Origin of the sequence: Streptomyces sp. NPDC049887, assembly GCF_040656535.1 — a bacterium.
In the GTDB taxonomy this organism is placed as follows: domain Bacteria; phylum Actinomycetota; class Actinomycetes; order Streptomycetales; family Streptomycetaceae; genus Streptomyces.
In genome coordinates, this window is record NZ_JBFAMM010000004.1 from 209098 (window position 1) to 223408 (window position 14311).

The following is a 14311-nucleotide window of genomic DNA, read 5'->3' on the forward strand; positions in this document are numbered from 1 at the left end:
TTCGTCGTTTATCGACCGCTTTCGGCTGGTCCGTGTTCGCCGAGCGTCTACTTCTTCACGCGAACTGTCTTCGTAGAGCGCGTTTCGAGTGTCATCTCGTCCGCTTCCGTGACCCTTGCCTTCAGCCGCACAGTACCCGTCGCCGCGTCGACGACGTCCACCACCTTCGCCAGCAGCTTCGCGGTGTCCTCGTTGCCGGAGGCCGCCGCCAGCATGACGGCGCGGCCGAGTTTCGCGGTCGCGTTGTCGAGATCCCCCGACTTGCGGGCGTCCAGGCCCTGTTGGATGACCTGCGCCAGTTCGGCCTGCCCGGTGTAGTGCGCGACCTGGGGGTTGATGGATGTCGAAGCCGCCATGTCGTCCGTCCACACCGCCCGTACGAGCCCCTGGGCGAGGGGCCGCGGGGTGCCGCCGGCCGGATCCGGAATGATCAGGGAGGCCCGTGCAGCCAGCATCTCCCGGCCCACGCCCGCCTCCGGCACCCGCACGCACACGTGGTAGTCGCGGGACTCGTCGCCCCATGAACCCGTCGGATAGTCCCCGGCGCGCGGCCCCGCCTCCGTGCGCCGGCCGGTCAGTTCCTCGACCGTGGGTGCCACCTGCTTGACGAACGCGATCTCCGCGCCGAGGGGCGTCCAGAGCCGCAGCGACACGTCCGCGACCTCCTTGCCCATCGCGTTCTCCATCATCCGCGTGAAGTCGGCGGCGAGTCCCGACGGGTCCGCGACGATGTCGGCCGTGCCGAGCAGTGCGGAGGCGATGCCGGTGACCTCCTTGACCTCCCAGTCCGTGCCCACGCCGCGCGCGTCGCAGGTGAACCGGCCCGCGCAGGCGTCCAGCGCGGCCCTCAGCTCCTCCGGCGCCTCGTGCTCGTTGCGCCCGTCGGTGAGCAGGATGCCGTGCCGGATGGACACGTCGGCGTCGCCGAGCAGTCGGTCCGCCAGCCGCAGCCAGGTACCGATCGCGGTACCGCCGCCGGCGCTCAGCCTGCGCAGCGCCTCCTTGGCCTCGGCCCGTGTCGTCGCGTCGGCGGCCGCCAGCCTGCCGCCGCCCGGGTACACCTCGGCGGCCACGTGCGTGCCCGAGACCACGGCGAAGGCCGTGCCGTCGCGCAGGGTGTCGATCGCCGCGGCCGTGGCGTCGCGCGCGTTGCGCATCTTCGTGGGCGGATAGTCCATGGATCCCGAGCAGTCGACCATCACGACCACGGCGGCTTCCGTCCGCCGCCCGGGTATCGACGAAGGGGAAGCGGAAGCTCCGGCGACGGGAAAGCCGCCGCTCGTGCCGCCGCCGGTGGAGGTGACCGTCACGATCGCGTTGACCTCGCGCCCGCCCTCGGGCAGGAACTCGTTCTGGTACACCTCGACGGAGAACCGCGGCACGTTCGACTTGGAGAAATTGGCCATCTGAACTGGCTCCTCGGGGCTCAGCTGGGCAGACAGACATGACGAAAGGGTGCCGAACGGACGCAGGGGCGAGGGGACACGGCCTTGTTCAGGCCGATCCTGCCCCCTGTCGCGGCACGGCGAACGGGAGCACGGCCACCGTTACGTTGTCGTGGCCCCCGCCGTCGAGCGCATGGCCGACGAGCACCTGCGCCCCGTGGAGCGGACGGCCCGCCGCGTCGGGCGGCAGGACCTGTGCCATCTCCTCCGGTGCCTCCGCGTAGTTCCACAGTCCGTCCGTGCAGACCACCACCACACCGGGGCGGTCCGGCTTGAACGAGGCGGTGTGCGGTTCCAGCTCGTAGGCGTCCGCGCCGAGCCACCCGGTGATCGCGTGCGCGCGCTCGTCCGCGTACGCCTCCGCCTCGCTCATCAGGCCGGCGGAGACCATCTGGGCCGCCCAGGAGTCGTCTTCGGTGAGCCGGGCGGGCGGGCCGCTGCGGTCGTCCGGGACCCAGTACGCCCGGCTGTCGCCGACCCAGCCGACCACCAGCAGTTCGCCGGCGGAGACGGCGCCCACCAGCGTGCACGCGGGAGCGTTCTGGTGGCGGTGCCGGTCGTGCTCCATGGCCGCGCCGGGCTCCGCCGCCAGGGAGTTGACCGCGCAGGCGGCGGCCAGGATCGCCTCGTGCATGGCCTGCTGCGGATGCGTGCCCTGCGGCAGCGAGGCGAGAAGGTGCTCGTTGGCGGAACTGGCCGCTGCCGCGGACGCGTCGTCGGGCCGGGTGGCCGAGGACACACCGTCGCAGACGATCGCGATCACGGCCGGGGAGCCGTCGGGCAGGGCCGTGGACGACACCGCGAACGAGTCCTCGTTGCGGTGGTGCCGCAGCCCCCGGTCGCTGACCGCGGCCACCACGCCCAGCTCCCGCTCCATGTGGTCGCGCTCGCGCGGCTGGGCGTGCCCGCAGTTCTCGCAGTAGCCGTCGTGGTCCACCTGCCCCGCACGGCACGCGACGCAGAGCTTCCCGCCGGACGGGGGCGCGGCGGAGTGCCCGCCGGAGTGCCCGGCGGCGCGGGGGTCGGGAGCGGCGAGCTCGAAGTCCCCGGAGCCGGAGCCGGAGCCGGGGCCGGGGCCGGAGTCGGAACCGGGGCCGGAGCCGCGCGGTGCGACGGCCGGGCCGTCGGCCGGGGTCGCCCCGGAGGCGGTGGAGGCCGCTCCGCTCGGCGCGGCCGGCCAGGACCGCGCGTCGGTACCGGCTTCCCGGGGAGCCGGACGTGCCGCTGCGCCGTCCGGGCCGTCGAAGCGGACCGGCGTCGCGGGCAGTTCACGGCCGCCGGAGTCCGTACCCGGCACCTCACCGGGCCGCTGCAGCGACCCCGGCAGGGCGGAGCCGTCCGCCCCGGGAGCCTCGGGCCAGTGCACGTGGGCACCCGTCGCGACAGTCTGGCCGTTCCGCGGTGGCTCGGGTACGGCCGACAGGTCGTACCCGCACGCTCCGCAGAACAGATCTCCGGATTCGAGGGGTTCCTCGCATCCGGGGCACCTCGACCAGGCCGCCTGCTGGGGCATCTGCGGCGTCATTCGCTCTCACCTCGCCTTGATGTGCCGGGCGCGCCTCGGTCCTTCCGCCGGAGGTCCGGGGACCTGTCCCCGCGACAGCACAGCATCACACCCACGTCCGGGGGCGGTAGCGGTTGGCCCGCTCCACCAGTTCGATGCGCTCCTCGCCGTTCGTCGCGAGCCGGGCGAGCACCCGGAACGAGCGTTCAAGGCCGAACCGCAGTCCGCGTTCGTCCAGTTCGCTGCCGAGCAGGACAGTTCTCGCCGGCCGGGCGCCGGCACTGCCGGAGAGTACCCAGTCCAGCGCCGTACCCAGAACCTCCGTCGACAGGCGCTCGCGGCGCAGGGCGTCCAGTCCGAGCCGCTCGAGTGCGGCGACCTGGTCGGCGGCGGCCGTGAGGTCGTCGATGAGCGGGTCCTGCACGGCGCGCCGCCGCAGCCGTGCCCGTACCGCGGCGACCCGGGCGGCCGTGTAGTGGATCGACGCCTCCGGGACGGAGTCCAGCGTGCGGACGGCCGCGGCACGGTCGCCGGCCGCGAGTTGCACCCTGGCGAGGCCGAACGCGGAACTCACATGGCTCGGATCGGTGGACCACACCAGGCGGTAGTACTCCGCGGCGTTGTCCAGCTGACCCAGTACCTCGGCGCAGACGGCGAGCGCCAGCTTCGGGGCGGTCTCGCCGGGGAACGCGTCGTAGACCGCGTCGAAGGACAGCGCGGCCGTCTCGTCGTCGCCGGCGACGAGCGAGGCGACGCCCCGGTACCAGACGACCCGCCAGTCGTCGGGGTGCCGGGCCTCGAGGTCGGCCAGCGAGCTCGTCGCGTGGGCGAGCTCGCCCGTCTCGAGCCGCGCCCGGAGCTCGCGCAGCCGCAGCTCCAGGGAGCTCGTGGGCGCGCCGTGCAGTGCGGCGATCAGCTCGGCGGGTGCGGAGGCCATCAGACCGGCGAGGAACCCCGCGTTGGGGTCGTTGGGGTCGACGCGGGGGACCGGCAGGGCGAGTGCGGTCGCGCGGACGTCGAGGTCCGCGAGGTGCGGCCGCGGGGCGCCCGCCGCCCGCTCCCCGGGCCGTGCGGACGCCGCCGGCTCCGGGGGGACGCCGGCCGGGGCGGGCGGCTGGGGACGCGGGCCGACCGGGCCTGCGGCACCCGGTACGGCGGCGGCGTACGCATGGGTCCCGGGCGCCTGGACCGGAACCCGTCCGGCGGGCGCGGCCGGCCGCACCGGAGCCGCCGCGCCGAAGGGTCCGGGCGGCTGCGGGGCGTTGGCCGCGCCGGGTGTGCCGCGGCCGCGGCGAATCGGCCGCCGGGCACCCAGCGCCGAGACCTCGCCGTGGAGTTCGGCGAACAGCTCCGTGTCCGTGACGCGCAGCTCCGGGCCGAACAGGGTCGACAGCGACGGGCGCGGCCGTCCCGTCTGGAGCGCCACGACCTCTCTGAGCACGCCCGTCAGCTGGTCCGCCATCTCCTGCGCGGAGGCGAACCGGCGGGCCGGGTCGGGGTCGGTCGCGCGGACGAGGAGCCGGTAGAACGACTCGTACGTCCGGAACACCTCGATGTTGTCCGGGTCCGGGAGGGAGTCCACGAACACGTTCGTGTAGCCCTGGAAGTCGAACGTCAACACCGCGAGGGTGCGTGCCACCGTATAGAGGTCCGACGCGACGGACGGTCCGGCCTCGGCGACCTCCGGCGCCTGGTAGCCGACCGTGCCGTAGATCGCCGACTCGTCGTCGTCCATCCTCCGCACGGCGCCCATGTCGATCAGCTTGAGCTGGTCCTCGGTCTGGATGGCGTTGTCGACCTTGAAGTCGCAGTACAGCAGGTTCCGGCTGTGCAGGTGGCCGAGCGCCTCCAGTGCCTCGATCCCGTAGGCGCACGCCTGCTCGACCGGCAGCGGGTCGCGCCTTCCGTCGGGCGCGCGCCGCTCGTTGGCGATCTCCTTGAGGGACTTGCCGCCGACGTACTCCATGACGATGTAGCCGTCCATGGAGCCGGTCCGCTGGTCCAGGTGCTCGACGAAGTTGTAGATGCGGACGATGTTGGAGTGCTCGATCTCCGCGAGGAACCGGCGTTCCGAGATCGCCGCGGCCATCGCGTCCTGGTCGCCCGTGTCCAGCAGGCCCTTGAGGACCACCCAGCGGTCCGACACCGCCCGGTCGATGGCGAGATAGATCCAGCCGAGGCCGCCGTGCGCCAGACAGCCCATCACCTCGTACTGCCCGTGCACGACGTCCCCCTCGCGCAGCTTCGGCACGAACGAGTACGGGTGGCCGCACTTGGTGCAGAAGCCCTCCGTACGGCCCGCTCGGTCGCCGCGGGCGCGGCCCACCGGCGATCCGCAGTCGCTGCGGCTGCAGAATCGCTTCCGCTCGGGGACCTGCGGCTCCGCCATGACCGCGGAACGCGGGTCCGGGCGCGGGACGTCGGGGACCGAGACCAGCCCGGCTCCGAGCCGGTTGCGGCCCGAGGAGGAGGCCGTGGATCCCGAGCTGCGGACCGACACCGAGCGACCCGAGCCGCGGCCCGACAGCGAACGGGACAACCGTCCCGAGACCGACCGCCGTGACGTCGAGGAGCGCGACGACCGGGACGACCGGGAGCCCGACGCCGAACTCCCTCGTACCGAGGAGCTGTTCCCGTTCCGGCCGCTGCCTCCGCTCCGCCCTCCTCCCGTGATGCCGGTGGGCGGCGACGACAGCGCGCCGTTCCTCGCGACGACCGGGGCCAGTCCGCAGGTGTCGCAGTACAGCTCGCCTTCGCCGACGTCCTCGTAGGCGCCCTCGCAGCCGGGGCGCTGGCAGGCGCTCGTCGCCGTGCCGGAGGTCCCGTCGCTCGGGGTCGGCGGCGTGCCGCGCCGGCCGGTCTCGGGGGCGAGTCCGCAGGTGTCGCAGTAGAACTCGCCGCCACCGACGTCCTCGTACGCGCCTCCGCAGTCCGGGCGGCTGCACTTCGTCAGATCACTCACGGCTCCCCCTGCCTGCTCGCCGGCCCGTCACCGGCGCCGCGGACGGGGTCCGCGGAGCCACGGGTGACCTGTGCGCGGGTCACGATTCCCCCTGCCGGCCGACGCCGTCCACCGGGCCGGGCTGCCGGGGCACCAGGACCTCGGCCGCCGCCCGCTGGTAGCGCAGGACCGCCTGCTCTGCGGCGCGCAGATCGCACGGAGCGCTCCACAGCATCCGGCGCGCCGCGTCGTACCGCTCGATCAGCAGCGGGTCCTCGGCCATACCGTGCCGCGCGACCTTCGCCTTGTACGCGTCGAGTCGGCCGCGCAGCTCCGCACGGACGGCGAGCGGGGCGGTCACGGCCGTCAACGACTCGCGTGCCCGCAGCAGTTCGTCCTCGGCCTCCCGCTCCAGGGACTCGAGCAGCGGGGACAGTCGGTGCCACTGGGCGTGCCTGCGGTACTCCGCAGCGGTGGCCAGCCGCTCCTGCAGCACGGTCGGCGGGCCGCTGACCGCGGGGACCTCGGACGCTGCGATCTTGGCCAGCACCTCACCCCGCGCGGCACGCGCCTCCGTGAGGGTGCGGTCCGCGCGCGAGAGCACGTCCCGCAACCGCAGCAGCCGGGTCTCCGAGTCCTGCCGCACCGCGAGGACCGCCTCGATCTCACGCCGGACGTCCTCCAGCGAACGCGCGGCGCGGTCGTAGCGTCCCGTGTCGGGGCGGCCGCCGCCCGGCGCCGAACTCGCCGTCGCCGGCGACCAGAACGCCAGCGGGTCCGACACGACCTGAGCCCGGAGCGCGGACAGTTCGTGGGTGATCGACTCCAGCTCGTCGCCCGCCGGGTGCTCGCCCGGCCGCACGCCCACCGAGTGCGCCAGCGAGCGGGTGCGCTGCAGCTCCGCGGCGAGCAGGTCGATACGCGCGGGCAGGGCCGACCAGACCGTGTCGGCGGCCACCACCACGTCCAGGGAGCGGGCGTACAGCGTGTTCATCCGGCTGACCAGGCCCTCCAGCGTGAAGCGCTCGGAGAGCTTGGCCGGGCCGGTCACCGACGGCGCGGGATGGACCGCGGAGCTCGCGACGGCGACGCTGGGGCCGCGCAGCCGGTCCGTGAGCGCCACCAGGTCGTCCCGGCTCGGCCAGCGGCGCCGTGCCCGCAGTTCACGAGCCGAGCGCAGCGCCCCCGTGTACGCGTCGAAGTAGGCCCACAGCAGGGTGATCGCCTGTTCGGTGGAGGTCCAGCGGTCCTTGGTGACACCCGTCAGCTCCGCACCCTCCAGGAGCCTGCGGCCCGCGTGGTCCTGGAGGGCGAGGAGCGAGGTCTCGATCGCCTCGTGCTCCTCCCCGAGCCGCGCCAGCGCACGGTCCACCTCGTCCCGGTCCATTACCGGCCCGGGGGGTCCCGCGACGCCCATCGATCACCTCTCCGCTCGTGTACTCGGGTCCACCGCCGGAAGGTCCGGCCGGCCCGGTTTCCCCGCCGGGCGGCCTGCTTCCGCCGGATGCCTTCCCAACGGTCTCAATTGTCCAGGTACTTCGGCGCCGGAGGACCCGGTATGCCGGGCAGGTCCTCCTTCAGCCACTTGGCGTACGCCTGCATCCACGGGCCCGTCCGGTACTCCTCCAGCACCTTGTTGACCCTGCGGACCAGGTCGTCCCTGCCCAGTCTGGCGGCCACGCCGTAGTACTCGGTGGTGAAGGGCCTGTCGCCTTTGAGTTCGACGGATGGGTCCTGTGCGGCCTGGCCCGCGGCGAGGGCCGCGTCCGTCACGACCGCGTCCACCTCGCCCAGCTGGAGCCGGACCAGGCAGTCCAGTTGGTTGGGGACCGTGAGCCTGTCCCGGTCGCCGGGGCCCTCGTCGTCCTCGTCCTCGAAGACCGCTCCGTGCGGGTCCTTCTCCAGCGCGTCGTACGCCGTCGAGCCCTCGGCCGAGCACACCCGCCGGCCCTTGAGGGACCCGTCGAAGCCGGTGATCGCCGACTGCCGGGGGGCGAGGACCTGCTGGCCGGTCTGGAAGTAGGCGGTGGAGAAGGCGACCTGCTTGATCCGGGCGCAGTTGATGGTCATCGTCCGTACGACGAGGTCCACCGTGCCGTTGTTGAGCGCCGTGATCCGCTGGTTGGTCGGGACCGCCCGGAAGATGATCTTGTCGGGGTCGCCCAGGATGTCCCGTGCGATCGCCCGGGCCAGATCGATGTCGAAGCCCTCCAGGCGGCCGTCCGCCCGTCGATAGCCCCAGCGGTAGCTGTTCTGGTCGACGCCGACGACCAGCTTGCCGCGCTGCTTGATCTCCCCGATCGCCGGGCCGTCCGCCGAGGACGGCCGCAGGGACGCCTCCGGGCTCGTGCAGTCGTCCGCCTTCGCGGGCGGTACCGCCGCCGGATCGGCGCCCGGGGTCACCCCGGTCGGCGGTCCCCCGTGCGAGAGCGGGACCAGGGTGAGGACGGCGGTCACCGCACAGGCCGCCGCCATCCCGGCGACGCCGCCCCAGCCGCGCAGCCGGCCCGTGAGGCGTCCCCGCCGGTGCGGAAGGCGCTGCCGGGCGTCCGCTGCGGTCCCGGCCCGCGGTGTCACGTCCGGTGCCCCGTCAGGCATCGCGTCAGCCATCCCTCCCCCTCTCACCGGTACTCCGAAAGCCTGCGGCCGATGCCCAGGACGGCGCCGGCCGCCGCGAGGACGGCCAGCACGGCCGCGCCGACCGGCAGGCCGCCCAGCGCCCCCCGGCCGCCCTCGGCGGACTCGGTGAACTCGGCCTGCTCGTGGGCCAGCGCCTTCTCCAGCGCGGCGTCCACGCGATCGAAGCACTGGCCCGTGGAGCCCTCGCTGCCGATCACCTTGGCCAGCGCGCCGTCGTAGTCACCCGCCCTGTCCGTCTCACCGGCGTCCTTGTGCCGGTTCCTCCACTCCGACGCCGCCGAGACCGCGTCGGCGACCGGTGTACGGCCCGCGCCGTCGTCGGCGAGCCGCCCGGCGCGGCCGAGCGAGGCGGTGAGACTGCTCATGCCCGCGGTGTAGTCGCTCTCGTACTTGTCGCTCTTGCCGTCCGCGGTGAGCACCGCACCGCGCGCGACGAGGGTCAGGTTCTCGTTGGCCCGGGCCTTCAGACTGCTGATCCGGGCGTCGTTGAGGACCTTCAGGGACTCCTGCCCGTCGGCCCGGGCCTCGTCGAGCCCCGCCCTGGCGACGGCGTGCCCGATGCCCAGCCAGAGCAGCACCACCGCGGAAGCGGCGGTGGCCGCGAGCAGCCCGTGGTTGAACACCCGGTTCGTACGCAGGTAGTTGCGGCGCTGTGCCCAGACAAGTCCGCCGAGCGCCACCACGCCGAGACCCAGCGACAGGAAGGGCCACGTCCGGGCGTCGTCGTGGTCTTCGTCGAGTCGGGCCGTCTCCTCCTCGTACAGTTTCTGCGCCGCCGGCAGCAGTTCGGTGGTCATCAGCTGGTTCGCGTAGCGCAGATATGCGCCGCCGAGCGGGAGGCCCTGGCGGTTGTTGGCCCGGGCCCGCTCGACCAGCCCCGTGTAGCGGGGGAGTTGTTCGTTGAGCGTGGCGATCCAGCGGCGCGAGTCCGTCGAACCGTCCGTGTTCCCGGCGGCCTTCACCAGCAGCCGCGAGGCGCTGGCGATGTCCGCGCGATAGCGCTCCCGCATCGCCTCGGGCTCCTGCGCCCCGGCCAGGAAGCCGCTCGCCGCGGCCGTGTCGGCGTCGGCGAGCGAGCGGTAGATGCTCGCCGCGTCCGCGCTGAGCGGCTGGCTGCGGTTGACCACGGCGTCGGCCGAAGAGGCGCGGTCGGCGATCTCGAGGGCCGTCACGGCGCCGAACGCCACGACCAGGGCGGCCAGTACGGCGCCGATGATCCGCAACCGGCCCGGCTCCGTCGTCGCGGCGGCGCGCAACCGCGCCGTCGTCTCCGCCCGGGCGCTTCGCCGCGCGGGCGGTCCCGACGGCGGCGCCGACCGCTCGGCGGAGGGGTCCGACCGCGGGCCGGGCGACGGGGCCGGCTGTGCCGGGACATGCGGCACCGGTGGCGCGGGCGGGCCTGCCGCGCTCGGCATGTGTGTCACTTGACCTCCCCCTCGGTCACTGACGGCGTCCCACCTCCTGCGGGCGGGGGAGGACGGCTTCCGGCCAGAAGTATGGCCGTGGGGGCCGGCATTCCACACCCAGGATTCACTGGATCTTGTGTCATCCCGCGTGTCGCGTCAATGCCGCCCCCTGTTCAGCGCCCCTTTCATGAGTACGCCGCCGACGGCGGATCGGTTCCGCCCGATGGGCCGGCCGCGTCGGCGTGCACGGGGTGTCACCGCGTGCGCCCCTTCGATTCGCGCGCGGGCGGTGCACCCCCCGCTCCTGGTCGGACGCCCTGAGGGCGTGCGGGGAGGCAACACCTCGATCCCCCGCCGGCCCGCGGCCCTCAGCCCCCGTACCGTGACCGCAGCCGGGCCTGTGCCCAGGATTGTGCGCCGAGACGGTCGAGTCCCAGCAGCGCCGCACCGAGGACGGGGGGTGCGGTCACCACGGAGAGGACGGCCTTCGGCGCCCGGACGGCGAGCGACTCGGCGATCCCGTCGTCGAGCCGGGGGTGCCGCGCCGCCAGCACGCTGCCGCCGAGCACCACCGGGGCCTGCTCGCCCAGCAGCCCGAGCCGGCCGAGCGCCACCGTGGCCATCAGGACGACCTCGTGGGCCAGCCGGTCGACGACCGCGCAGGCGACGGCGTCCCCGGCGGCCGCCGTCGAGAACAGGACGGGAGCGAGCTCGTGCCGTCGGCCGGCCGCGATCCGCCCCAGATGCAGTGCCTCGATGAGCGCGTACATCGACGGCAGCCCGAAGTGCCCGGGGAGCGTCCGGGCGAGCTCGGTCGGCTCCCCGCGCCCGTCCTCGGCCCGCGCGGCGAACCACAGGGCCTCCTCCGCGAGGCCCGCGCCCCCTCCCCAGTCGCCCGAGATCCGGCCGACGGCCGGGAAGCGTGCGGTGCGGCCGTCCGGCACCATGCCCACGCAGTTGATGCCTGCGCCGCAGACGACGGCGACACCCCTGGGCTCGTCGGCCCCGGCCCGCAGGATCGCGAAGGTGTCGTTGCGGACCTCGACCGTCCGACCCCAGCCGCGGGCCCGTACCGCCGTCGCCAACTCGGCCTCCTCGACGGGGAGATCGGCGTTGGCCAGACAGGCGGAGACATGGGTGACGGACCGGAGCCCGGCGGCGCGGAGCGCCTGCCGGACCGTGTCGTCCAGCCCGTCCAGTGCCGCCGCGACGCCCGTCCGCGGCGGCTGGAACCCGTCGCCGCGGGCCGTGGCCAGGACCGATCCCTCCGCGTCGACCACCGCCACGTCCGTCTTGCTGTTGCCGGCGTCGACGGCGAGGACGGCGGGCGCGGGACCGGTCGCCGCGGAGCCGCCCCCGGCCTGCTCGTGCCCGCCCGGTTCGTTCACGCCCACGGAAGGTGCTCCCGGTTGTGGGCGACCAGCCGCTCGGTGAGCGCCTCGGCGTTCTCGTGCTGGCCGATCAGCGGGTGGGACAGCAGCGCCTTGAAGACCCGGTCGCGGCCGCCCCGCAGCGCCGCCTCCAGCGCCAGCTCCTCGTAGGCCGTGACGTTCGCGATCAGCCCGCCGTACAGAGGGTCGACCTCCGGCAGCGGCAGCGGCGTCGCGCCCTCGGTGCCGACGGCGGCCTGCACCTCGACGACGGCGTCGTCGGGCAGGAACGGCAGGATGCCGTTGTTGTACGTGTTGACCACCTGGTGGGGGCTGCCCGTTCCCCCGAGGAGCGACGCGACGAGGTCGACGGCGGCCTCCGAGTAGTAGGCGCCGCCCCGCTGGGCGAGCAGTGCGGGCTTCTCGTCCAGCGAGGGGTCTCCGTACATCTCCAGGAGCCGCTGCTCCATCGCCGCGACCTGGGCGGCCCGGGACGGCTTGGTCCGCATCTCCCGGACGACCGCGTCGTGCGCGTAGAAGTAGCGCAGGTAGTACGACGGGACCACGCCGAGGCGGTGCAGGAGCTGCCGGGGGAGCCGCAGGTCCCCGGCGATGGCGTCGCCGTGCTCGGCGAGCAGCCGCGGCAGCACGTTCTCGCCCTCCGGACCGCCCAGCCGCACACCCGTTTCCCAGGTCAGGTGGTTGAGGCCCACATGGTCCAGGTGCACATCGCCCGGGGAGGCGTCCAGCAGCGAGGCGAACTTCCGCTGCAGGCCGATCGCCACGTTGCACAGCCCGACCGCCCGGTGCCCGGCCCGGAGGAGGGCGCGGGTCACGATCCCGACCGGGTTGGTGAAGTCGACGATCCACGCGCCGGGGGCGGCGCGCCGTACCCGTTCGGCGATGTCCAGCACCACCGGGACGGTGCGCAGCGCCTTGGCCAGACCGCCGGCGCCGGTCGTCTCCTGCCCGACGCAGCCGCATTCCAGCGGCCAGGTCTCGTCCTTCTCCCGCGCGGCCTGGCCGCCGACGCGCAGCTGCAGCAGCACGGCGTCGGCGCCCGCCACACCCGCGTCCAGGTCGGAGGTGGCCGTGATGGTCCCGGGGTGGCCCTGCCGGGCGAAGATCCGCCGGGCGAGGCCGCCCACCAGGTCCAGCCGTTCGGCGGCCGGGTCGATCAGCACCAGTTCGCCGACCGGCAGGGTCTCTCTCAATCGGGCGAACCCGTCGATCAGTTCGGGTGTGTAGGTGGACCCGCCACCCACGACCGCGATCTTCGTACGCCGGGGGTTCGGGGGGCGTCCCCCGCTGGATTGCCGCATGTGCGTCAGCCCTTCGATCCGATCGGTGCGACTACCTCGACGAAGTCCTTCTGCGCGAGGAGGAGCAGGGTGATCACCTGCGCCGCGATCATCACGGTCGCGGCCGTGGTCGGGCTCCGGTCCGTCTGGTGCGACGCCCTTGAAGGACCCCGGCCCGTGGGGAGCGTCCGTGCGGCGGGGTTCTGCGAGTCGTGGATCCGCGGGACGGAGCAGTCGTTCCGGCAGGGGGGAGGAGAGGAAAGGCGCCACCGCGGCGATCGCCGGCCCCGCCGTCGGCGGCACGATCCGCACCGTCGTGCCGACGCGGCGGCCGTGACGACGGCCGCGGCCGTGGAGCGTCGTCCTGCGGGCATGGGGGGTGTCTCCCTGGGGGTGGGGTGGGGCGGGGCGGGCGGTCGGGTCGGGGAGGCGCGGAGTGCGGGAAGCGGGGTTCGTGACGGGGGTGCGGATTTCGGGTCGGGGTTCAGCGGGAGGTGTCGAAGACCTCGTCGCGCGTGGCGGCCAGGGCACTCTCCAGAGCCCCGCGCAGCACGGGGTGCTCCTGTACGTCACCGATGACGAGCCGCGGCCTGGACGGGGCAAGCTCGGCGAGTTCGGACCGGACCCGCTCGCGCAGCGGTTCCCCGCCGGCCGCGATGAGCGGTCCGGAGAGGACGACGAGTCCGGGATCGAGGACGGCGACCAGGGAGGCGAGGCCGGTGGCCAGCGCGGTCGCGAAGGTGTCCAGGAGGACGCGGTACGGTCCCTGTCCGGCCGCCGCGGCCCGCGCCAGCAGGCCGGCCGCCACCTCGTGGTGGGGGCCCTGCGGGACATCGGTCATGCCCAGTTCGCGGGCCAGCCGGGGCACGGTCCGAGCACCGGCCAGCTCCTGGAAGCCGCCGCTGCCGGTCTTGGACACCTGCCGCACGAGCGGAGTACCGGGCACCGGCAGGAAGCCGATCTCGCCCGCGCCGCCGGTGAAGCCGCGATGCAGCCGGCCGCCGATGACGAGGGCGGCTCCGAGCCCCTCCTCGTTCCACAGCAGTACGAAGTCGTCGTGGCCGCGGGCGGCTCCGAGCCGCTGCTCGGCCACGGCGACCAGATTGACGTCGTTCTCGTACTCGACCGGCATGGGCAGCGCGGCAGCCAGTTCGTCCAGCAGGGTGGGGGAGTGCCAGCCGGGCAGATGGGAGGCGTATCGCAGGCGCCCCGTGGCGGGGTCGAAGGCGCCCGGGGTGCCCACGACCAGGCGGTGGACGTCGCCCAGGGTGATCCCGGCTGCCTCCACCGCGCCGTCCAGTGCCTCGGCGACCTGCCGTACGACGCTCTCCGACCGCCGCCCTCGGGTCTCGGTGACGTGCTCGCCGACGGTCGCTCCGGTGATGTCGGCGACGGCCGCGCGGATGCGCCGGCGGGTCACGTCGAGGCCGGCGGCGAAGGCGGTGCGGGCGTTGATCGCGTACAGCTGGGCGTTCGGCCCGGGTCCGCCCTCGCTGGTGCCGGTGGCGACGACCAGCCCGGCGGCCTCCAGCCGGGCCAGCAGTTGGGACGCGGTGGGTTTGGACAGGCCCGTCAGCCCGCCGATCCGGGTACGTGAGAGCGGGCCGTGCTCCAGCAGGAGGTCGAGCGCCGCCCGGTCGTTCATGGCGCGGAGCACACGGGGGGTTCCGGGAGTCGTAGCGGCCACGACCCACCTCGTCCTTC

General features: G+C 74.1%; 9 protein-coding genes. All 9 read right to left on the bottom strand.

Annotated elements, in window-relative coordinates:
• Positions 1-47 precede the first annotated feature (47 nt).
• Positions 48-1406: a VWA domain-containing protein gene (locus AB0J10_RS07015; protein ID WP_363058623.1), complete on the bottom strand. Its 1359-nt coding sequence runs from the start codon at positions 1404-1406 to the stop codon at positions 48-50.
• Positions 1407-1494: 88 nt separating this feature from the next.
• Positions 1495-2970, bottom strand: a complete 1476-nt coding sequence (locus AB0J10_RS07020; RefSeq protein ID WP_363058625.1) for a PP2C family serine/threonine-protein phosphatase — start codon at positions 2968-2970, stop codon at positions 1495-1497.
• Between the two features lie 85 nt (positions 2971-3055).
• Positions 3056-5695 carry a tetratricopeptide repeat protein gene (locus AB0J10_RS07025; protein ID WP_363058882.1) on the bottom strand — a complete coding sequence of 880 codons (2640 nt, stop codon included), beginning with the start codon at positions 5693-5695 and terminating at the stop codon, positions 3056-3058.
• Between the two features lie 295 nt (positions 5696-5990).
• Positions 5991-7277: a hypothetical protein gene (locus tag AB0J10_RS07030; protein ID WP_363058627.1), complete on the bottom strand. Its 1287-nt coding sequence runs from the start codon at positions 7275-7277 to the stop codon at positions 5991-5993.
• Between the two features lie 134 nt (positions 7278-7411).
• The gene (locus AB0J10_RS07035; protein ID WP_363058629.1) at positions 7412-8500 is read right to left on the bottom strand and encodes a glutamate ABC transporter substrate-binding protein; all 1089 of its coding nucleotides are present in this window, start codon (positions 8498-8500) and stop codon (positions 7412-7414) included.
• 11 nt (positions 8501-8511) lie between these two features.
• Positions 8512-9945, bottom strand: coding sequence for a hypothetical protein (locus AB0J10_RS07040; RefSeq protein ID WP_363058631.1), 1434 nt, complete (start codon positions 9943-9945; stop codon positions 8512-8514).
• 359 nt (positions 9946-10304) lie between these two features.
• Positions 10305-11330, bottom strand: a complete 1026-nt coding sequence (locus AB0J10_RS07045) for a BadF/BadG/BcrA/BcrD ATPase family protein (protein WP_363058633.1) — start codon at positions 11328-11330, stop codon at positions 10305-10307.
• The gene (locus AB0J10_RS07050; protein WP_363058636.1) at positions 11321-12628 is read right to left on the bottom strand and encodes a 6-phospho-beta-glucosidase; all 1308 of its coding nucleotides are present in this window, start codon (positions 12626-12628) and stop codon (positions 11321-11323) included. Before AB0J10_RS07050 ends, AB0J10_RS07045 begins: the two co-directional genes overlap by 10 nt.
• Before the next feature lie 463 nt (positions 12629-13091).
• Positions 13092-14252, bottom strand: a complete 1161-nt coding sequence (locus tag AB0J10_RS07055; protein ID WP_363058638.1) for an ROK family transcriptional regulator — start codon at positions 14250-14252, stop codon at positions 13092-13094.
• Positions 14253-14311 lie beyond the last annotated feature (59 nt).

Coding starts and splice junctions, on each gene's coding strand:
- AB0J10_RS07015 (WP_363058623.1), bottom strand. CDS start 1,406: ATGGCCAATTTCTCCAAGTCGAACGTGCCGCGGTTCTCCGTCGAGGTG.
- AB0J10_RS07020 (WP_363058625.1), bottom strand. CDS start 2,970: ATGACGCCGCAGATGCCCCAGCAGGCGGCCTGGTCGAGGTGCCCCGGA.
- AB0J10_RS07030 (WP_363058627.1), bottom strand. CDS start 7,277: ATGGACCGGGACGAGGTGGACCGTGCGCTGGCGCGGCTCGGGGAGGAG.
- AB0J10_RS07035 (WP_363058629.1), bottom strand. CDS start 8,500: ATGGCTGACGCGATGCCTGACGGGGCACCGGACGTGACACCGCGGGCC.
- AB0J10_RS07040 (WP_363058631.1), bottom strand. CDS start 9,945: ATGCCGAGCGCGGCAGGCCCGCCCGCGCCACCGGTGCCGCATGTCCCG.
- AB0J10_RS07050 (WP_363058636.1), bottom strand. CDS start 12,628: ATGCGGCAATCCAGCGGGGGACGCCCCCCGAACCCCCGGCGTACGAAG.
- AB0J10_RS07055 (WP_363058638.1), bottom strand. CDS start 14,252: ATGAACGACCGGGCGGCGCTCGACCTCCTGCTGGAGCACGGCCCGCTC.